This window comes from Bacteroides sp. RCH18, from assembly GCF_058231005.1.
This window is the reverse complement of record NZ_JBIPTC010000002.1, coordinates 2124561-2144669: the sequence shown is the minus strand read 5'-3', so window position 1 is coordinate 2144669 and position 20109 is coordinate 2124561. Positions and strand designations below refer to the sequence as shown.

Annotated in this window: 20 protein-coding genes; 3 read left to right on the top strand and 17 right to left on the bottom strand. The window is 44.6% G+C overall.

Annotation, left to right across the window (positions count from 1 at the left end; translation table 11 throughout):
* Position 1: 1 nt before the first annotated feature.
* The 3 genes from ACHLI0_RS23600 (at position 2) to xpt (ending at position 2574) form a co-directional block, all read left to right on the top strand.
* Entirely contained in the window at positions 2-586 is a 585-nt protein-coding gene (locus tag ACHLI0_RS23600) for an indolepyruvate oxidoreductase subunit beta (RefSeq protein ID WP_490750159.1), read from the top strand.
* A gap of 11 nt (positions 587-597) precedes the next feature.
* The gene (locus ACHLI0_RS23595; RefSeq protein ID WP_016267844.1) at positions 598-1905 is read left to right on the top strand and encodes a phenylacetate--CoA ligase; all 1308 of its coding nucleotides are present in this window, start codon (positions 598-600) and stop codon (positions 1903-1905) included.
* Positions 1906-2001: 96 nt separating this feature from the next.
* Positions 2002-2574, top strand: coding sequence for a xanthine phosphoribosyltransferase (gene xpt / locus ACHLI0_RS23590; RefSeq protein WP_008760704.1), 573 nt, complete (start codon positions 2002-2004; stop codon positions 2572-2574).
* Here xpt and ACHLI0_RS23585 read toward each other — a convergent pair.
* The 17 genes from ACHLI0_RS23585 to ACHLI0_RS23505 form a co-directional block, all read right to left on the bottom strand.
* Entirely contained in the window at positions 2568-3338 is a 771-nt protein-coding gene (locus ACHLI0_RS23585; RefSeq protein WP_132062021.1) for an EFR1 family ferrodoxin, read from the bottom strand. The two genes, xpt and ACHLI0_RS23585, sit on opposite strands and share 7 nt — an antisense overlap.
* A gap of 358 nt (positions 3339-3696) precedes the next feature.
* Positions 3697-4047 (bottom strand): 50S ribosomal protein L20, encoded by a 351-nt coding sequence (gene rplT, locus ACHLI0_RS23580; protein WP_004297540.1) that lies wholly within the window; start codon positions 4045-4047, stop codon positions 3697-3699.
* Positions 4048-4146: 99 nt separating this feature from the next.
* The gene (gene rpmI / locus ACHLI0_RS23575; protein ID WP_004297539.1) at positions 4147-4344 is read right to left on the bottom strand and encodes a 50S ribosomal protein L35; all 198 of its coding nucleotides are present in this window, start codon (positions 4342-4344) and stop codon (positions 4147-4149) included.
* A 73-nt stretch (positions 4345-4417) separates the two neighbouring features.
* Complete coding sequence (infC, locus tag ACHLI0_RS23570) at positions 4418-5023, bottom strand: translation initiation factor IF-3 (RefSeq protein ID WP_062695168.1); 606 nt, start codon at positions 5021-5023, stop codon at positions 4418-4420.
* 71 nt (positions 5024-5094) lie between these two features.
* The gene (gene thrS, locus ACHLI0_RS23565; RefSeq protein ID WP_008766072.1) at positions 5095-7035 is read right to left on the bottom strand and encodes a threonine--tRNA ligase; all 1941 of its coding nucleotides are present in this window, start codon (positions 7033-7035) and stop codon (positions 5095-5097) included.
* A gap of 82 nt (positions 7036-7117) precedes the next feature.
* Positions 7118-9163 (bottom strand): tetratricopeptide repeat protein, encoded by a 2046-nt coding sequence (locus tag ACHLI0_RS23560; RefSeq protein WP_055217461.1) that lies wholly within the window; start codon positions 9161-9163, stop codon positions 7118-7120.
* Positions 9164-9239: 76 nt separating this feature from the next.
* The gene (gene def / locus ACHLI0_RS23555) at positions 9240-9794 is read right to left on the bottom strand and encodes a peptide deformylase (protein WP_008760700.1); all 555 of its coding nucleotides are present in this window, start codon (positions 9792-9794) and stop codon (positions 9240-9242) included.
* A gap of 44 nt (positions 9795-9838) precedes the next feature.
* A complete protein-coding gene (ruvX, locus tag ACHLI0_RS23550) occupies positions 9839-10255 on the bottom strand; it encodes a Holliday junction resolvase RuvX (RefSeq protein WP_008760699.1) in 417 nt (138 codons plus the stop codon).
* Between the two features lie 76 nt (positions 10256-10331).
* Complete coding sequence (locus ACHLI0_RS23545; protein ID WP_008760698.1) at positions 10332-11477, bottom strand: OmpA family protein; 1146 nt, start codon at positions 11475-11477, stop codon at positions 10332-10334.
* Positions 11478-11795: 318 nt separating this feature from the next.
* On the bottom strand, positions 11796-12764 hold the full coding sequence (locus tag ACHLI0_RS23540; protein ID WP_490750158.1) for a PCMD domain-containing protein: 969 nt from the start codon (positions 12762-12764) through the stop codon (positions 11796-11798).
* Between the two features lie 18 nt (positions 12765-12782).
* Positions 12783-13889 carry a cholesterol-responsive sulfotransferase gene (locus tag ACHLI0_RS23535; RefSeq protein ID WP_008760696.1) on the bottom strand — a complete coding sequence of 369 codons (1107 nt, stop codon included), beginning with the start codon at positions 13887-13889 and terminating at the stop codon, positions 12783-12785.
* An 11-nt stretch (positions 13890-13900) separates the two neighbouring features.
* On the bottom strand, positions 13901-15358 hold the full coding sequence (gene cysN / locus ACHLI0_RS23530; RefSeq protein WP_055217458.1) for a sulfate adenylyltransferase subunit CysN: 1458 nt from the start codon (positions 15356-15358) through the stop codon (positions 13901-13903).
* Between the two features lie 39 nt (positions 15359-15397).
* Positions 15398-16318: a sulfate adenylyltransferase subunit CysD gene (cysD, locus tag ACHLI0_RS23525; RefSeq protein WP_255309879.1), complete on the bottom strand. Its 921-nt coding sequence runs from the start codon at positions 16316-16318 to the stop codon at positions 15398-15400.
* A gap of 8 nt (positions 16319-16326) precedes the next feature.
* Complete coding sequence (cysC, locus tag ACHLI0_RS23520; protein ID WP_011107257.1) at positions 16327-16932, bottom strand: adenylyl-sulfate kinase; 606 nt, start codon at positions 16930-16932, stop codon at positions 16327-16329.
* A gap of 16 nt (positions 16933-16948) precedes the next feature.
* Entirely contained in the window at positions 16949-18502 is a 1554-nt protein-coding gene (locus ACHLI0_RS23515; protein ID WP_008766078.1) for an SLC13 family permease, read from the bottom strand.
* 11 nt (positions 18503-18513) lie between these two features.
* Positions 18514-19338: a 3'(2'),5'-bisphosphate nucleotidase CysQ gene (gene cysQ / locus ACHLI0_RS23510; protein WP_490750157.1), complete on the bottom strand. Its 825-nt coding sequence runs from the start codon at positions 19336-19338 to the stop codon at positions 18514-18516.
* 250 nt (positions 19339-19588) lie between these two features.
* Positions 19589-20083: an SPOR domain-containing protein gene (locus ACHLI0_RS23505; RefSeq protein WP_008766080.1), complete on the bottom strand. Its 495-nt coding sequence runs from the start codon at positions 20081-20083 to the stop codon at positions 19589-19591.
* Positions 20084-20109 lie beyond the last annotated feature (26 nt).

The window sequence follows — 20109 nt, the reverse complement described above, 5'->3', positions numbered from 1 at the left end:
CATGAAAAAAGACATTATATTATCAGGAGTAGGTGGACAGGGTATTTTGTCCATCGCTACAGTTATTGGTAAAGCTGCTTTGAAAGAAGGACTTTACATGAAGCAAGCAGAAGTACACGGAATGAGCCAGCGTGGCGGAGACGTTCAGTCCAATCTCCGCATCAGCGACAAACCGATTGCTTCGGATCTGATACCATCCGGCAAATGCGACCTTATCATTTCGCTCGAACCGATGGAAGGTCTGCGCTATCTCCCCTATCTCAGTCCGGAAGGATGGCTGGTAACCAACGAAACTCCGTTTGTCAACATCCCCAATTATCCGGAAGAAGACAAAGTAATGGCTGAAATCAACAAATTGCCGCATAAGATCGTACTGAACGTGGATAAAGTAGCCAAAAAAGTAGGTTCTGCACGAGTTGCCAATATCGTTTTGCTGGGTGCAACCATTCCGTTCCTCGGCATCGATTACGAGAAAGTACAAGACAGTATCCGCGAAATCTTCCTGCGCAAAGGAGAAGCTATTGTCGAAATGAATCTTAAAGCACTGGCTGCCGGCAAGGAAATTGCGGAAAAGCTAATGCAATAACTATCACAATCATGAGTACACAATACTGGGAAGAAGAAATTGAAATCATGAGTCGCGAGAAGTTGCAGGAACTGCAACTTCAGCGACTTAAAAAAACGATTAACATAGCCGCAAACTCACCTTATTACAAAGAGGTTTTCAGCAAAAACGGCATCACCGGAGATAGTATCCAGTCACTGGACGACATCCGCAAAATTCCTTTCACCACTAAATCGGATATGCGTGCCAACTATCCTTTCGGACTAGTGGCTGGCAATATGAAAAGCGACGGTGTACGTATCCACTCTTCCAGTGGAACTACAGGAAACCCGACAGTCATCGTACATTCACAACATGACCTCGACTCATGGGCAAATCTGGTAGCCCGTTGCCTTTACATGGTGGGGATCCGCAAGACAGATGTCTTCCAGAACAGCTCCGGATATGGAATGTTTACAGGTGGATTAGGTTTCCAATATGGTGCAGAACGCCTTGGGTGCCTTACCGTACCTGCCGCAGCCGGAAACAGTAAACGGCAAATTAAATTCATCAGTGACTTTAAGACTACCGCCTTACACGCCATCCCAAGCTACGCTATCCGTCTTGCCGAAGTATTTCAGGAAGAAGGTATCGACCCGAGAGAAACAACCCTGAAAACCTTGGTGATCGGTGCCGAACCGCATACTGACGAACAGCGCCGTAAAATAGAACGGATGCTCAATGTGAAAGCATATAATAGTTTCGGTATGACGGAAATGAACGGCCCCGGTGTTGCCTTCGAATGCCAGGAGCAGAACGGAATGCACTTCTGGGAAGATTGCTATCTGGTAGAAATCATCGATCCTGAAACAGGAGAACCCGTTCCCGAAGGAGAAATCGGCGAATTGGTACTCACTACACTTGACCGTGAAATGATGCCGCTTATCCGCTACCGCACCCGCGACCTTACCCGTATACTACCCGGAAAATGTCCGTGCGGCCGCACCCATCTCCGCATCGACCGGATCAAGGGACGCAGCGACGATATGTTTATCATCAAGGGAGTCAACATCTTCCCCATGCAAGTCGAAAAGATTCTGGTTCAGTTCCCCGAATTAGGCAGCAATTATCTGATTACGCTGGAGACAGTCAACAATCAGGATGAGATGATCGTCGAAGTGGAATTAAGCGATCTTTCTACAGACAACTATATCGAACTGGAAAAGATCCGCAGAGATATTATCCGTCAATTAAAAGATGAAATACTGGTTACCCCGAAAGTAAAACTAGTAAAGAAAGGGTCTCTCCCGCAGAGCGAGGGGAAAGCCGTCAGAGTGAAGGACTTAAGAGACAACAAATAAATATTCAAATGCCCGATATGCTAATATGCCAACCCAATACTGTATGATATCAGTAACAAATGGCATATTAGCACATTATTTAATTATCAGATTATAATGCAATTACTAAAAAAAAGAATTCTGCAGGACGGAAAATGCTACGAAGGAGGCATCCTTAAAGTAGATGGTTTTATCAATCACCAGATGGATCCTGTCCTGATGAAATCCATCGGAGTAGAATTTGTCCGCCGCTTTGCAGCCACAAACGTAAACAAGATCATGACTATCGAAGCAAGCGGTATCGCTCCTGCCATCATGACGGGCTATCTCATGGACTTACCGGTTGTATTCGCCAAAAAGAAATCACCCAAAACGATTCAGAACGCACTAAGCACTACCGTACACTCGTTCACCAAAGACCGTGATTATGAAGTAGTGATCAGTGCCGATTTTCTGACCCCAAATGACAATGTTCTTTTTGTTGATGATTTCCTTGCCTACGGAAATGCCGCATTAGGCATTCTCGACCTCATAGAGCAATCCGGAGCAAAATTGGTAGGCATGGGGTTCATTATCGAAAAAGCCTTCCAAAATGGACGTAAAATACTGGAAGAGAAAGGTGTCAGAGTAGAAAGCCTTGCCATAATCGAAGACTTATCCAACTGCTGTATTAAAATAAAAGATCAATAAGCTGAGTCGGGGTTAAAATAATGCCCCTTGCCTTTTGTCTTTTTACCATATTGCACCGCATGCTGAGGGCACACATGATAACATGCCAGACAGGCGGTGCAATTCTTTCCCCAAACCGGTCTTCTTTCCTTCATCGTTATATTCCCTACCGGACAACTTTTTTCACAGCGCTTGCACCCGATGCACTCACTCGTTGCATGGAAAGGTTTGGGAGACATCTGATAACGAACAAATAACGGATTGATGATCCTCGTCTTGATAAAAGGCAAACTCCCCTCCTTACATGCAAAGACAGTTTCTCTCCCGGTTATCAGTCTACTGACTTTTTCAAGAGCCGGAACCGCTTCTGCCAGTTTTTTCTTTTCCAGTTCCTTGCTATCCACATCAAATCCGGGGAACAACACATAGTTATTGGGCATAATTACAGAAAAGCCCGCATTACATCTCCATCCCCTCGCAGCCAATGCCTTTTCCATCACCTGCCGGGTCAGCCCCGTATCGTCTCCACACGAACACACAAAGAACAGATATTGCTGCTCATACCCCTTCAGAACCAGCTTCCGAATAAACTCCTGTACAATCACGGGAGGCGCCCACGAATAGACCGGAAAGACAAAACCGATCTTCTCATCCTCCCGCAAAGAGAACTCCCATGTGTCATTCTTCCATGCGTCCGGGATAAAAAACAAATCTTCCTGTTGTTCTTTAGAAAGCTGATTAGCAATCCATTTAGAGTTACCTGTACCTGAGAAATAAAATATCATAGAAGAGTATATAAAAAAGCCGCATCGACGATGTGATGAAACTCTGATAGAACAAGATTTGAGCGCTCGCCCTCTTTGTAATCCACCGGCTTAAAGCTGTCCCGAAGGATGTGGCCCGCCATTGAAGAACGAAGCTTTCTCGGTGCATCAGATTAATTTGAAGAGTTTCCCGATCCAGTCGATACGGCTAATATTTTTCTATCACAAATGTAATAAGATTCTCTGAGAATAGCAAGAAAAAGAAAGAATTTGTTCGTCCACTAACATTTTTTTTCATCCTTTCTCTCCGCCTAACAAAAGAAAAGTGCCAGTTATCGGATCGATAACTGACACTTTGTAAATCCTAAACTATTGAAACTTAAGCAGCTTTTGCTTTAGCAACTACAGCTTTGAAAGCTTCCGGATGATTCATAGCTAAATCAGCCAAAACCTTACGATTTATTTCAATACCGGCTTTGTGCAAACCGCCCATCAATTTAGAATAAGACATTCCTTCAAGACGTGCAGCAGCGTTGATACGTTGTATCCAAAGAGCGCGGAAGTTTCTTTTCTTATTTCTACGGTCACGGAACGCGTAAGTCAAACCCTTTTCCCAAGTGTTTTTAGCTACGGTCCATACATTTTTTCTTGCACCAAAGTAACCTCTGGTTAATTTCAAAATTTTCTTTCTTCTTGCTTTTGAAGCAACATGATTTACTGATCTTGGCATAGTTTTACTTTTTTTGAATGTTAGCGCCGTTACTTCACGCAACGAACTTCAGGCTAAAGCATTCGGTTAATACTTTAATAATACTTTGTACGCTTTTGATTACTTCATTGCTAAGAGTTCCTTAACCTGGCTTACATTTGTTGTATCAACAGTTGTAGAGTAGCACAGATTTCTTTTTCTCTTTTTCGATTTCTTAGTCAAAATGTGACTGTGAAAAGCGTGCTTTCTTTTGATTTTACCTGTTCCGGTAAGGGTAAACCTTTTTTTAGAACCGGAGTTAGTCTTCATCTTTGGCATCTTACTTGTTTTTAAAATTATTAAATATATAATGGTGACGCACTATACCTGCGCGCCACGCATTCATTCTTTTTTATTCTTCCTCGCCCGCTTCCGGCTTTTCAGCCTTCTGTCCCTGAGTTACCGGTTTGGAAGCCGCCGGTTTTTTAGGCATTTCCTTTTTCTTCGGAGAAAGCTGGATTGTCATACGCTTACCTTCAAGTACCGGCATCTGATCCACCTTTGCAAAATCTTCAAGATCGTTGGCAAAACGAAGCAATAACACTTCACCTTGTTCCTTGAAAAGGATGGAACGCCCCTTAAAGAATACATATGCCTTCACTTTATCCCCGTCTTCCAGGAATCCTCTGGCATGTTTCAGCTTAAAGTTGTAATCATGATCGTCAGTCTGCGGTCCGAAACGGATTTCCTTTACGTTCACTTTTACCTGCTTCGCTTTCTGCTCCTTCTGGCGTTTCTTTAATTGATAAAGAAATTTAGAGTAATCAATAATACGACAAACAGGAGGTTGAGCATTGGGGGAAATTTCAACTAGATCCAGCTCTTTCTCTTCAGCCATTTTCAAGGCCTGAAAGATAGGATATACTTTCGGTTCAATCTCGTCGCCCACGATGCGGACTTCTTTGGCACGAATCTGTTCATTGATTCTATATTGCCCTTTTAAAGTGTCATTCTTCATTAAAAACGTTTACTTCCTAGTTTGATTTTTTTATTGTTCTACTAAATATTTATCATGAAACGGCTGCAAAGTTACCATTTATTTATCATATTCTGAACTTCTTCGTTCAAAATTTTAGCAAATTCTTCATATTTCATGGTTCCTTTGTCGCCTTCCCCTTGTCTGCGAACAGAAACTTCACCATTTTCAGCTTCTTTTTCACCCACAATCAGCATATAAGGAATGCGTTTCATTTCATTGTCACGGATCTTGCGGCCGATCTTTTCGTTACGATCATCCACAATAGCACGGATTTCATGCATTTTCAGATACATCTTCACTTGCTCTGCATACTCATTGAACTTTTCACTGATCGGCAGGATAGCTACCTGATCCGGAGTCAGCCACAACGGGAACTTACCGGCAGTGTGTTCGATCAATACAGCCACAAAACGTTCCATTGATCCGAATGGTGCACGGTGAATCATCACCGGACGGTGCTTCTGGTTGTCAGAGCCCATATATTCCAGTTCAAAACGTTCCGGCAAGTTATAGTCTACCTGAATGGTTCCCAACTGCCAACGGCGGCCGATGGCATCTTTCACCATAAAGTCGAGCTTGGGACCATAGAAAGCAGCTTCACCGTACTCAATCTTAGCCGGCAGGCCTTTTTCCTCACAAGCCTCGATAATCGCCTGTTCAGCTTTCTCCCAGTTGTCATCGCTACCGATGTATTTTTCACGGTTCACTTTATCACGGAGTGATATCTGAGCCTCGAAATTCTGGAAATTCATCGAACGGAACACGATAGAAATGATATCCATCACACGGAGGAACTCATCTTTCACCTGATCCGGACGACAGAAAATATGTGCGTCATCCTGAGTAAAGCTGCGTACACGAGTTAAACCGTGAAGCTCACCACTTTGTTCATAACGGCAAACCGTACCGAATTCTGCAATACGCAACGGAAGGTCCTTGTATGAACGCGGGAAATTCTTATATATCTCGCAGTGATGCGGACAGTTCATCGGTTTCAGGAAATACTCCTCTCCTTCTTCCGGAGTATGGATCGGCTGGAACGCATCCTTACCGTATTTTGCATAGTGACCGGAAGTCACATACAGCAACTTATTACCGATAGGCGGAGTAATTACTTCCTGATAGTCATAGCGGGTCTGGATACGACGCAAGAACTCTTGCAAACGCAAACGCAGTGCAGTACCTTTCGGCAACCACATCGGAAGTCCCTTACCTACTGTTTCAGAGAACATAAACAACTGCATTTCCTTACCGATCTTACGGTGGTCACGTTTCTTGGCTTCTTCCAGCAACACCAGATATTCATCCAGCATTTTCTTTTTCGGGAATGTGATACCATAGATACGGGTCAACATCTTACGGTCTTCGTGACCGCGCCAGTAAGCACCGGCAACAGTTGTCAGCTTGATAGCCTTGATCGGCGCAGTCGTCATCAAGTGAGGCCCACGGCAAAGGTCAGTAAACGCACCCTGGGTATAGGTAGTAATATGTCCGTCTTCCAGTTCTGAAATCAATTCACATTTATACGTTTCGCCACGGTCGCCAAACATTTTCAGAGCGTCCGTCTTCGAAATACTTTCTCTGACTACCGCTTCTTTCTTTGCCGACAATTCAAGCATCTTTGCTTCGATAGCAGGCAGGTCACTTTCTTTAATCACAGCTTCTCCCGGATCCACATCATAGTAGAAACCGTTTTCGATAGCCGGTCCGATACCAAACTGGATACCCGGATAAAGTTCCTGCAAAGCTTCAGCCAGCAAGTGGGCGCTTGTGTGCCAAAATGCATGTTTGCCTTCTTCATCGTCCCATTTGTAAAGTACGAAATCAGCATCTTCATTAATAGGACGTCCTAAATCATAAGTCTCACCGTTCACGCCACATGCAAGTACATCCTGTGCCAAGCGCGAACTGATACTTTCTGCAATCTGTAAACCGTTCACTCCTTCGTTATACTCACGAACGGAGCCATCGGGAAATGTTATCTTTATCATAATATGATGATGTTATATTTTCATAATGAGAACGCAAAAGTAACGAAATCTTTTGAGTTTTCTATTTTTTATCAAAAAAATGTTATTCTGTCTGATCCGTGAAACGCTTGATCACATTGTAAGCAGAAACAACTCCTAGTTCACCGGCCTTGCTCAAATCTGAGATTCCCGCCTTATTATTACCCAGGAAAATATGCGTTAGTCCCCGGTTGAAATAAGCGTCAGCAAAGTCCGGAGACAGCTGAATCGCCTTATCGTAATCAACAATCGCAGCCCTGTAATCTTTCAGCATAGCCGCCACATTGGCACGGTTATAATAAGCGTAAACGAAGTCCGGAGCCAGAGTTATCACCTTATCCAGGTCCTTTCTGACAACTTCATAATCCACCGCACTCACTTCCTTGGCAGCAGCGCCACTCGGCATATCCGCTTCGGCAGCCTGTTCAGCCTTCTGATATTCCAGTTGTTTGCAACGAATCAGTGCACGCATGAAATAGGCCGGGAAGAAATCGCCGTCCAGCAATATCGCCTGAGTCAGGTCGGCAACCGCACTGGAGAAATCCTGTACCAGATAAAAGTCAATGGCACGGGCAAAACGCTTCGGAGCACTCTTGTCATCGTCCACAATAGCCGATGTATGCGCATCAATCAGGGCAAAATGGAATTTCACCTGTTCTTCCGTCAGCGGGGCCTCCATATTTGTAATACGGATACGCTTCGGAAGTACATTCGACAGATTCAGGTCTTCAATAAACTTATGGAAATTCACCGAACGCTTCACTTCGCTCGACTTTTCATAATAAGTCAAGGCAAACATCGGTTCCAGTTTTATGTTCACATTCTTATCCTGTACGCGTCCGCGATAATCACTTGTATAGCGTTGATCCGCTTCAGAATCATCGGCAATCACAATCTTGCGATAGTTGTTCATGTTCTTGTCAGACTTCTTACGGGTTTTTCCTTCCTCGCTTTCGTCACCGTTCTCGCCGCCCTGGTTTTCTTTATCCTTATTCTGGGCAACATCTTTGTTCGTCCCTCCATTCTGCTTATCAAGCTGAGCCTTCAACAGTTTGAAGTCATCCTGTTCGGCCCCCTTCTTGTCGCCGATCTTCTTGCGGGCTTCCGCACGATGATAATATCCAGCGAGGAAGTTCGGATACTGGTCGATAACTGTTGTATAGTCTTTGATAGCGCCACGGTAATCTCCCGTCTGAGCACGAAGCAGCGCACGGTTAAAGATAGCCATCATATTATCAGGTTCCATCTGAATCACAAAATCGAAGTCCTCGATAGCGCGGTTGTCATCCCCGACACGGGCACGAAGCAAACCACGGTTATAATGCCCGATAAAGTTATTGGGATCAATATCCAAAGCCAGGTCATAATCGCTCATAGCACCCCTCAGATTATTCTGATGGAATCTGGCCAAAGCACGATTTATATAATTACCCGCGTTCTTCGCGCTCAGATGAATCGCACGGTCCAAATCCGATTCCGCTTCTGCATAGTTGGACTGCTGCAAGCGGACAATAGCCCTTGCCGACCATGCGTCCGGATCATACTTATCCAGTTCGAGAGCCGTATTAAAGTCCTTCAGTGCCGCAACCGTATCCTTCTGCTGCAAAGAAACCTCTCCCCTCATCAGATAGGCACGTGTATAGCGCGGAGAAACTTTCAGCAAGCTCTCCAAATCCTCCTTGGCTGCGTCATAATCCTTTTTCTGAATATGCGACAAGGTCAGATTATGCCACAAGGTGATGTTTTCGGGATCATAATGCAATGCTTTCTGATAATCCTCAATCGCCCCGTCGAATTTACTCTGACGAATCCGTGCCAGTCCACGAACCTGATATGCACCTACTACAAACGGATTCCGTTTGATAGCCTCGTCACAATCCGCTTCCGCTCCTTGATAATCCTCCAGGTTCACCTTTGCCAGCGCCCTGAAAAAATAAGGCTCATACAAATATGGTTTCGCATTAATTACCTGGTTGAAATACTGAATAGAAAGCACGTAGTCCTCAAAATACAGCGCATTGCGGGCAATAGTCATCACCCGCTCCGTATTAATCTGAGCACAAACCAGTGTGGGGAACAGCAATAAAACTGTTAGTATTCTTTTAATCATTGATATTTTATGCTTGTAAACGAAACAAAAATAATGCTTTTCGCTTACTTAACAGGGATATAAACGTTTTTTATCTTTATTTCACCTGTTTCATCTTATATGAACTACGCGCTTTTCCTTTCAGCATCGTATTTAATTTTCCTCTTATCATTTGTTTGCGCAACGGCGAAAGGTGGTCGATAAACATCTTTCCGTCCAGATGGTCGAACTCATGCTGCATCACCCTTGCCAGATAGCCTTCCACCACTTCATCATGCTCTACAAAGTTCTCGTCCATGTATTTCACACGGATCTTATTTCCTCTTTTCACAGACTCATGAATGCCGGGCAGACTCAGACAGCCTTCTTCCATACTGACTTCCTCCCCACCCACTTCGATGATATGAGGATTGATATAAGCTTTATTAAAATCCTTAAATTCCGGATAGTCTTCCGAAAGCGGATCTAATGTAATCGTAACGACACGGATAGGCAAGCCGATCTGCGGAGCGGCCAGTCCCACGCCATCGGCGTGCACCATTGTTTCAAACATATTCGCGATCAGCTCTTTCAGGTTCGGATACTCCGGGGTTATGTCCTCTGCCACCTTTCTCAAAACAGGCTGGCCATATACATAAATTGGTAAAATCATACTTTATACTCTACTAAAAAATTAAATTATTCTCTGTCTTATTATTAAAAACGTTTACTCTCCAAATATGTTTGCAGAATAATAGTGGCACTTATCTCATCCACCAATGCTTTGTTTTGCCGGTCTTTCTTTTTCAGTCCGGCTTCCAGCATCGTACGGTGCGCGAGAACAGATGTGAAACGTTCGTCCACATATTCTACAGGAAGTTCCGGGAAACGTTTCTTCAATGAACGAACAAAGGGTTCGATGTTCTTCATATTTTCCGAAGCTTCATTATTCATCTGCTTGGGCAATCCTATAATAATCCGCTCTACCGGTTCTTTTGCCACATACTCGCCGATAAAGTTCAGAAGTTCATGCGTGGGTACAGTTGTCAACCCGTTTGCAATCAGTTGTAACGTATCGCTCACAGCTATCCCTGTGCGCTTCCTTCCATAATCTATAGCTACTATTCTGCTCATATGGGGTACAAAAATACAAAAAAGACGCTTCCCGCGAAAGGAAACGTCTCTTTTATTCTATTATTTCAACTGTGGATTATTCTTCCACGATAGCAACACGGCTCAACTTAGCGTCATCGTAGAACATATTGCCTACACCACCCTTGTAATCAACCTTCAGTTGAGAAGCAGGTACACCGAATTCGTTCACCATCAGGTCACGTACAGCTTCAGCTCTCTTCTTACTTAACTTCATGTTGTACTCAGCAGAACCAGTACCCTTGTCAGCATATCCTGTAACAGTAAATGTCTTTTCCGGATTAGCTTTGATACCCTTAGCCATTGCTTCGATGTTCATGTACTCTCTTTTGCTAATGTTGCTCTTACCAATGTTGAATACAACAACCAGACGTGGAACGAATCCGCCTTCTTTCTTAACGATTACTTCCGGCTTCTTGTTGCGTGCTTCAACCAAGTCACGTTTCAGAGATTCGTTTTCACCCTTCAGAGAGTTCAGTCTGTTTCTCATGTCGTCCAACTGGCTTTCCGGTACCATCGGTACAGTAGGAACAGCGTTGAATCCGCGTTTTTTGAACTTGTAAGTTACACCTACAGTTACACCGGCCATACCTTCTTTAGAAGTTCCGCCGAATGCATCCTTCATCAAAAGGCCACGCAATTCAAGGTTGATATCCCAAGCATCCGATACACGGAAGCGGTTGATCAAACCGGCATTGATACCTAAGTTTTGTTGATGAGGTTCTGACCAAGAAAGAGCCACACCTGCACCTACGTAAGGAATGAATGAATAAAGACGATCCTCGTTGTAACCGCAGAACATGTTAGAAAGGTTGAAGAGAACATCACCATGGAAATTAGCCATGTTCCATTTCTGCTTGTAGTAACCGTTAGAATACTTGCCACCTTTTGTATACAAGTCATTAGCACTAGGAGCAGCTCCCTTAGCTTGAAGACCATTGTATGCAACACGCAATCCGATACCCGGAGTAAACCATTTACCTACGGCAATATCAAGTGCCGGAGCAATGCGTTTTCCGAAATCCGCTTTACCGTCGTTGTCGCCAAAGTACATTTGACCACCAACGCCACCACTAATGAACCAATTGGCCCCAAAACGATTAGTCTCTACAGTGTAGGCTTTACCTTCTGTTTTTCCTTTTTCCTGAGCAGACAGGCACACAGAAGCCCCTACCATTAAAATAAACAATAAACCCTTTTTCATCTCAATTTATTTTAGTAAATAATATAATGCAGTTTGTGTTACGCTATAACCACAACTCTACAGGCTCTAAATCTTAAACAAAGAGATATAAATCTCTACCCTTTTTCTTTAAATTTGGTGCAAATATAGATATTTATTGTAATACACACAAAAAAACTCGTAAAAAAACATTTCTTCGTGATATTTATATGGGATGATAAAAGTGTTAGATAGCCTACAAAGGGTATAGCCAACATTTTTGAAAGAAAAATAAAAGCAAAAAAATAACCAATGATATCGATTATCATTGGTTATCCCTTATTTTTTCCGCTACCTTAATTAATATACCAGTTTTACATTATCAATCCACAATGAATTTCCGGGTGAACCGACGTAAGCTCCGCCATGACTGGATGTGAACTGGAGATACAGATGAGTCGGTTCATCATTTTCATCCCCCCATGCCACTTCGTGGATAGGCACGCTTTCACCTTTGCTGTTGACTGTATAGTTCTCAGTCACCTGCAGACGCATCATGTGAGGTTTATATTCGGGACGGCTGGTAATGTCTCCATACATAATTTCATACGTGGCATTATTCTTCCAGTCGGTAGAGTGATAGTAATAAGTCACCAACGTTCCGATACGCTTGGCATAAACATTTCCGTTGGCATCCTCCCAGCGTTTCTGCAAAAATAAAATAGCAGCCGGATAATCCTTGCCCGCTACATCTGTAATTTTACTGAAACCGGTAGCACGTATACGTTTTTCCCTGTCGGACACCTTCACTTTATAGTCAAACTGAAGGGCAACCGGCTTCTTGGTAAACGGAATCCCCGTCTGAAGCATCTTCTGCGGGTTCTTGGTACCCTTGATCGGTTCGTGCACAGATCCCGTAAAGATAGAGCCGGCAGCCAATACGGTTATATTGACAAGCCCCAGTACCTTCACACTCTCCATACGCGTATCCAGGCGTGCACAGTAACCGTCTCCCCGTTTCTCCGGAAAAACCGACGTATTTGTCTTGGTAATACCTGCCACTTTCGCCATCACATTCGAAGTCGCCCACGGTGAGCCACCCATATTCTTATACACCTGATCTCCCTTAATTACAGTCGTCGGACCAATCTCATACACATTCTTCGTATTCCCTCCGATAATCCCCGACTCTTTTATCTGGCGGTCCACCCATTGGTCCATATCCCCGAAGGGGACCATCTCCACTTTATGCTGCGCCATCAAAGACAAGGAAGAAAAAAATGCAACGAAGCCTGTCAGAAACAGGCGATGAACCATTTTCTTAATCATCAATACTTATCCTTTCTTTTATAAATTATAGTTCCATTGTTTCAAAGCAAAATCCCAGTTTTCCTCTACCAATCGAATCGTCCGGTCGTCATATTTATACTTATTCTTCTTATATCCCTTCTTGCCGCCGACATATTTTTCGATATCTCCTTGTGCTTCGGCGAAGCCGGGGATAGAAAGTGACTTATAAATATTCTCCGTCATTCCCATCGCATCCGCTTCAAAGTCTTCAAACTTCACTTCGATCAAATTGCCTTCCGGAATGAATTTCTTATCCGATTCATACTTATGATACAGCTTTGCATAAATAGAAAGGATATTCTCCTCCAATTGTTCATTGCTGACATCCTCCAGTTTCAGAGGCTGGATTGTATTTGTAAAGAAACTGCGTGTAGATTCAAATACCGTATACGGATTACGCATCAGGTAGATAAACTTGGCGTTCGGGAACATTTTCACCAATTCTTTCACCCTGCCCGTATGAGGAGGGTTCTTGCTGAGGAATTGCGTACCCTTGGTGTTCCACAAAGAAATCTTGATCAATTTTGTGAATACCTCTTCAAACACTTTCAGTTCTTTGTCCGTGATATCATCAAACAGCAGATACTTGTCCGCATATTCCTGTTGATATTTCGGCAGGAACCAGAAATTATAATAGGTATACGGCATCATGTTCGACAATGCAAACTCTTCCTCCTGCGGAAGATCCACTGCCAGCTCCATATTATCCGTCGGACGCTTGTCCGGCATCAGCCAGCTCATATTCTTCTTGAAGAAAGGCTGTCCCCACATCATCAGATGCGGGAATACGGTCTGATAAGTTGTGTTATACCCAAAATGCTTGTCGCAGGAGAACACGTTATGTACAAAAGTAGTTCCACTCCGCCAGTGTCCCAGAATGAATACCGGATCATGTTCCAGCGGCTGATTGGCCAACAACTTTTCGTAGCGTTTATCCTGCAATGCAGCCAACGGAGAAAGCAGGCGGCACACCGCTTTCGTCAACCGGTACTTGCCTTTATAAGCAGCATCAATATCACGGCCGGCAGTGATTGCCTTAAACGTTTTCCAGTCGGCACCTACCAACGTATTAATCGGAAGTTTATTAAATTCAAGTAATCCCATCGTTCTACATTTTATTTAATCACTTTTATGGAGAGTCCCTGGCGTTCCAGTTCCTTCACGGCTTTTTCTATGGCGGCGTGATGTTCCGGGGCAATGTCCAGTTTCGACAAATCCAGTACGGGGATATCGTCCGTGGCAGCCATATCTTTCATTTCCACCCGGTCGATAATCATACCTACGGCAGAGGTATTATTCGTAATCGGATCGATCAGGATAAAGGAACCGCAAGATTTATTCTTTTTATAAGGATCGAAGAAAAGCTCCTTGGCAGTAGTCAGCACAACGCGGGCGATCTGATTGAGCTGCAATGGCAAATTGTCCTTTGTCAGTTGTCCATTGTCAATGGAAAGATGCTCCATCGTGTTGACATCCACTTTATATTTGATCGCGTCGATGCGGGTACGGCTCAAATTGGTAGTCTGCTTAATAAAGAACGATTTATTGATGTCCATCGGTTCTTCATCCATCCATACCATCATCGCTTCGAAGTTGCGGTCAACGATCGGCAAGTTGTCCGGATGCACCAGCATTTCACCACGGGATACGTCGATTTCGTCTTCCAGTGTCAGTGTAACCGACTGCGGCGGGAAAGCGTAATCCAGTTCGCCGTCGTATGTCACGATACTTTTCACCTTGGAAGTCTTTCCGGAAGGCAATGCCATCACTGTATCTCCCTTACGGACAATACCCGATGCCACTTTACCGCAGAAACCACGGAAGTCAAGGTTCGGGCGCAGCACATACTGCACAGGGAAACGGAAATCCGTGAAGTTATGATCATTATCGATATGAACCGTTTCGAGGAAGTCCAGCAAAGAGATTCCTTTATACCACGGTGTGCGTTCGGACTTATCCACAACGTTGTCACCGTCCAAGGCAGAAAGAGGAATACAGTTCACATCCGGAATACCCAGCGGTTCTACGAATTTCTTGTATTCCGCTACAATTTCGTTGAACCGTTCCTCGGAGAAGTCCACCAGGTCCATCTTATTGACCGCCAGCACCACGTGCTTGATGCCCAGCAGAGATACCAGGAAAGTATGACGACGGGTCTGGGTAATCACACCCGTACGGGCGTCTACCAAGATAATTGCCAGATTGGCCGTAGAGCCACCGGTAATCATATTACGTGTATACTGTTCGTGTCCCGGAGTATCCGCAATGATAAACTTACGGCCGTTGGTAGAGAAGTAGCGGTAAGCCACATCAATCGTAATCCCCTGCTCACGCTCCGCTTTCAATCCATCGAGCAACAAAGCATAGTCTATATGTTCGCCTGCATTACCTACACGCTTACTGTCACGTTCCAATGCATCCAGCTGATCTTCGTACAGTTTCTTACTGTCAAACAACAGACGTCCGATCAAAGTCGATTTTCCGTCATCCACCGAACCGGCAGTCAACAGTCTCAGCAAGTCTTTCTGTTCGTCTTTATCCAGAAAGGCCTTTATATCCAGCTTATTATCCATTTCCAACTTTTAGTTTTTTAATCATTCATTTTTAATTGCTTAAAAATACCCTTCACGTTTCTTCTGCTCCATGCTGCCTTCCTGGTCAAAGTCGATCACACGGGTAGTACGTTCGCTCTTGGTAGTCGTCATCATCTCTTCCACGATCTCTTCGATGGTAGCCGCACCGCTCTCTACTGCGCCCGTCAACGGCCAGCAGCCCAGAGTACGGAAACGCACCATCTTCATTTCGATCTGATCACGATATTTTTCCGGCAGACGGTCGTCATCCGCCATGATGATATTACCATCCAGATTGATCACAGGACGTTCCTTGGCATAATACAGCGGAACGATCGGAATATTCTCCAGACGGATATACTGCCAGATATCCAGCTCCGTCCAGTTACTGATCGGGAACACACGGATACTCTCACCTTTGTGTACACGGGCGTTGTAGATATCCCACAATTCAGGACGCTGGTTCTTCGGGTCCCACTGGTGGAATTTATCACGGAAAGAGAAGATACGCTCCTTGGCGCGTGACTTTTCTTCATCCCGGCGCGCGCCGCCGAATGCAGCGTCAAATTTATATTTATCCAGCGCATGCAGCAATGCCTGAGTCTTCATCAGGTCCGTATGCACCTTGCTTCCATGCGTGAAAGGTCCTACCCCAGCATGAAACGCCTCCATATTACTTTCCACAATCAGGTTCCAACCATGTTTCTTGGCATATTCGTCGCGGAACTGGATCATTTCCTTAAACTTCCACTTCGAATCGATATGCATCAACGGGAAGGGAACTTTTCCCGGATAAAACGCTTTTTCAGCCAAGCGCACCATCACCGAAGAATCTTTTCCGATGCTGTACAGCATCACCGGATTCTCAAATTCCGCCGCCACCTCGCGGATGATATGAATTGACTCGGCTTCGAGTTCTTTCAAATGGCTCAGTTTATATTCTTCCATCTTTTTTGAAATTTCTTCATTTATTTCTTTTCTATTTTCGGCAACACCATCTCCAGCAGGCGGTTGACCGATTCTTCCAGACTCAACTTAGAAGTATCCAATGCCAAGGCCGGATGTTCGGGCACCTCAAACGGTGCGGAAATTCCGGTGAAATTCTGAATTTCTCCCTTGCGCGCTTTGGCGTACAGTCCTTTCACATCCCGCTTTTCACACTCTTCCAGCGGGGTGCTTACGAAAACTTCCAGAAAATCATCTTTTCCGATAATATTCGCTGCCATTTCACGGATATCATTATTGGGACTGATAAATGCCGCAATCGTAATGATGCCGCTGTCCAGAAACAACTTGGATACTTCGGCGATACGACGGATATTCTCTACACGGTCAGTTTCGGAGAAGCCCAGATTATTGTTGATACCGCTGCGGATATTGTCTCCATCCAGAATACGGCAAAGCAGTCCGCGCTTATGGAGTTCGCGTTCCAATGCAATCGCGATCGTACTTTTACCTGATCCGCTCAGACCTGTAAACCAGATCATCACGCTATGCTGTCCCAGAAGTTCTTCTTTGTCCTCCCGCGTCATCATGCGGTCAAAAATCGGATATATATGATTTTTTTCTTCCATTTATAGAATATGTTTATTAAAAGTTCCAGATCAACGGGATCAGGATCACAGAGATTAAGAAAGTGATGATATTGAGCGGCAGACCGATACGGACAAAATCCGTAAACTTATAGTTGCCGATACCTTGCACAATCAAATTAGTCTGATAACCGATCGGTGTGGAGAAGCTGGCAGACGCAGCCATACAGATCACGACAAAGAAAGGTGTCGGACTTACGCCCAACTGCGCCGAGATGGACAGTGCCAACGGGAATGCCAGAGCCGCAGCCGCATTGTTCGTGATCAGTTCCGTAAACAAATTCGTGATGACAAACAATATAGCAAGTAATACATGCGGTCCGTAATCGTCACTCAAACCGATGATAAATCCTGCCACACAATCGGCCACACCGGAGTTCACCATAGCCTTACTGATGGCAAACGCGCAGGCAATCGTAATCAGAATATCCCACGAAATATATTTGGTATACTTACGGGCGGGGAAAATATTGGTCCACGCCATGATAATAGTAGTAATGCAGACAAAGAAAAACATATCCAGCTTGATATCGGGAAACATCTCTTTGGTTGCCGGCAGTTCGCCCACCGTAGCACCGACAATCATCAGTACCAGCAAGATCAACGCCAGCCAGCGCTTCTTCTTTCCCGAAGTATCCGGATCATTGCCGTTAGTAAGCAGCACGAATACCGAAGATTCTCCCCAAGTCGGGATAAACGTATCATCCGCCATCACCACAAGCGTATCCCCCTCACGGAGCACTACATCCTCCAGATGATCGACATAGCGCTGACCGTTACGTGTTTTGATCTCTTTCACTTCCGCACCATAGTGACGCTGGAAATTGAAATCACTCAGCTTCTTGTTGATACCGGGGAAACGAGCTCCCAATACAGCTTCTACACGATGCAGCTTCTCTCCTTCCTCCACTTCTTCATCGGGCACAGCCGTATCCGGACGTGCATCGGGCAAGAGTCGTTTGGAGAAAATGAAAAGATATATGATACCGGCAATGGCAATAAAGATGCCGACCTTTCCCAGTTCGAACATGGTGAAGCCTTCATAGCCGGCTTCCAGAATCATACCATGCACTACCAGATTGGTAGAAGTACCGATCAGCGTACAGATACCGCCAAGGATAGTCACATAAGAAAGGGGAATCAGGAACTTGGTAGCCGGAAGCTTTACCGATTTCGCCCAATGCTTGATGATCGGGGCAAAGATGACTACCACCGGAGTATTATTCAGAAAGGCGGAAATGAATGCAACGGACGGCAGGATACGCAACTGCGCTTTAAACACCGTCGTTTTTCCCTGCGGAAGCAGTTTCTTGATCACTTGCCCCAATGTACCCGACTGACGGATACCTTCACTTACCAAGAATAACAAGGCGACGGTAATCATTCCTTTATTACTGAAACCTTCGAGCATTTCCTTCGGAGTCAGAATGCCGACGCACAGAAACAAAACCACTACCGAAAAGAGCACCATGCCCGGCCGCATCTTATCCGCGATCAAGGCAGCCATCATTCCTAATAAGGATAATAGTACAAATACAATTTCAAATGTCATATAAACATTAATTAGTGTTCTCTTTTTGCTTCAACGATAAACCACGGATTCAGCAGATCCTCTTTGTTATATCGCAAAGGTTCCTCCTTCCCTGCCTGATATACTTCCATCCCTGCGGCACGGGCTATCGCGTGTCCGGCAGCCGTATCCCACTCCATCGTCGGAGCAAAACGCGGATAGACATCCGCCTTTCCTTCGGCAACCAGACAGATTTTAATAGAACTTCCGCTTGATATCAGTTCCACACTGCCGTGTTTCTTTTTTAAGTCTGCAATATATGTTTCAGTTTCAGGCGTCAGGTGTGAACGGGAAGCGACAGCAATAAAATGATCGCGCGCATCCGCCAATGGCATCCGTTCCGATTTCTCAATCATCTGCTGTAAGGTCACTCCCTCGTCTTCCAGACCGACAATGCCGGAACACTTATAGGCACCTGTCCCCTCCACTGCAAAATAAAGTTCTTTTTTTACAGGCACGTAAATAACACCCATTACAGGTACAGCGTTCTGCACCAAAGCTATATTTACCGTAAATTCTCCGTTACGCTTGATGAACTCCTTCGTTCCGTCCAGCGGGTCTACAATCCATAAAGTATCCCAACCTCGCCGCACTGCATAGTCCATATGCTTGCCTTCTTCGCTAAGAACCGGAAAAGGAGTTTCATTCAAAATGGCCACAATCGCCTCATGGGCTTTCCTGTCTGCTATCGTTAAGGGAGAGTTATCCGCCTTCCTCTCTATTTCAAAATCCGACCTCGGATCTTCATAGATAGAAAGAATTCTTTCACCTGCTTTCAACGCTGCATCGATAGCAGCCATTACGTATTTCTGTTCCATTCAATTTCATTATTAAAATCTCATCTACACTAAGGCAATAAATCCTCCAAGATAAGAGTTGACAAAAGTAAAAACTTTCTTTGCTATAAAAGTTTCCCACCTACTATTTATAACTTCTTTTAGTAGAATGATAAAAATTTCTAAAAAACAAATTTACATTGTGCAACAAAAAAGCAGTAACTTCCCAGTTACCGCCTTCTTATTTCGGGAAAATAGGTTATACATCCCGATATATATTACCAAAAAGAAATCAATAAATGCGATACAGCAACCAGGCTCCCTGGAAGTCTGTACGACTCGGGTATTTAGCCTTGAATGCGTCACGTGCATCGACAGCAGCCGCTTTGTCAGCGAATGAGCTTACAATCACACGGTACATTGCTTTTTCCGCATTGAATGCGATCGTTGCGTTGTAACCTTGTCCGTCCAACCAGTCTTTCAGGCCTTCAGCATTCGCTTTCACACCGAAGCTGCCTACTACTACGCTGTAATCCTTCAATCCGTCGGTACCGGAAACGACTGTCACCTTTTCCTGACGAACGCCGGTTGTATCTGTAGCCTTAGGTGTTGTCACAGGAGCTGCAACTACCGGAGTCACTTCTACCGGAGCTTCCACCTGCGGTTCTGCCAATTCTTGCTGTTTTGCTTTTTCGTAAGCTTTTTTATAGGCGCTTTCACTGGATTTACAAGATGCAAACGCAAGCACCATGCATACTCCCATTCCTAATACGACCAATTTTTTCATATCCAATATTCTGTATTTAATTAATA

Excerpts from the sequence above, each read along its gene's own strand:
- ACHLI0_RS23600 (WP_490750159.1), top strand. The coding sequence starts at position 2 with ATGAAAAAAGACATTATATTATCAGGAGTAGGTGGACAGGGTATTTTG.
- ACHLI0_RS23595 (WP_016267844.1), top strand. The coding sequence starts at position 598 with ATGAGTACACAATACTGGGAAGAAGAAATTGAAATCATGAGTCGCGAG.
- xpt (WP_008760704.1), top strand. The coding sequence starts at position 2,002 with ATGCAATTACTAAAAAAAAGAATTCTGCAGGACGGAAAATGCTACGAA.
- ACHLI0_RS23585 (WP_132062021.1), bottom strand. The coding sequence starts at position 3,338 with ATGATATTTTATTTCTCAGGTACAGGTAACTCTAAATGGATTGCTAAT.
- rplT (WP_004297540.1), bottom strand. The coding sequence starts at position 4,047 with ATGCCAAGATCAGTAAATCATGTTGCTTCAAAAGCAAGAAGAAAGAAA.
- rpmI (WP_004297539.1), bottom strand. The coding sequence starts at position 4,344 with ATGCCAAAGATGAAGACTAACTCCGGTTCTAAAAAAAGGTTTACCCTT.
- infC (WP_062695168.1), bottom strand. The coding sequence starts at position 5,023 with ATGAAGAATGACACTTTAAAAGGGCAATATAGAATCAATGAACAGATT.
- thrS (WP_008766072.1), bottom strand. The coding sequence starts at position 7,035 with ATGATAAAGATAACATTTCCCGATGGCTCCGTTCGTGAGTATAACGAA.
- ACHLI0_RS23560 (WP_055217461.1), bottom strand. The coding sequence starts at position 9,163 with ATGATTAAAAGAATACTAACAGTTTTATTGCTGTTCCCCACACTGGTT.
- def (WP_008760700.1), bottom strand. The coding sequence starts at position 9,794 with ATGATTTTACCAATTTATGTATATGGCCAGCCTGTTTTGAGAAAGGTG.
- ruvX (WP_008760699.1), bottom strand. The coding sequence starts at position 10,255 with ATGAGCAGAATAGTAGCTATAGATTATGGAAGGAAGCGCACAGGGATA.
- ACHLI0_RS23545 (WP_008760698.1), bottom strand. The coding sequence starts at position 11,477 with ATGAAAAAGGGTTTATTGTTTATTTTAATGGTAGGGGCTTCTGTGTGC.
- ACHLI0_RS23540 (WP_490750158.1), bottom strand. The coding sequence starts at position 12,764 with ATGATTAAGAAAATGGTTCATCGCCTGTTTCTGACAGGCTTCGTTGCA.
- ACHLI0_RS23535 (WP_008760696.1), bottom strand. The coding sequence starts at position 13,889 with ATGGGATTACTTGAATTTAATAAACTTCCGATTAATACGTTGGTAGGT.
- cysN (WP_055217458.1), bottom strand. The coding sequence starts at position 15,358 with ATGGATAATAAGCTGGATATAAAGGCCTTTCTGGATAAAGACGAACAG.
- cysC (WP_011107257.1), bottom strand. The coding sequence starts at position 16,932 with ATGGAAGAAAAAAATCATATATATCCGATTTTTGACCGCATGATGACG.
- ACHLI0_RS23515 (WP_008766078.1), bottom strand. The coding sequence starts at position 18,502 with ATGACATTTGAAATTGTATTTGTACTATTATCCTTATTAGGAATGATG.
- cysQ (WP_490750157.1), bottom strand. The coding sequence starts at position 19,338 with ATGGAACAGAAATACGTAATGGCTGCTATCGATGCAGCGTTGAAAGCA.
- ACHLI0_RS23505 (WP_008766080.1), bottom strand. The coding sequence starts at position 20,083 with ATGAAAAAATTGGTCGTATTAGGAATGGGAGTATGCATGGTGCTTGCG.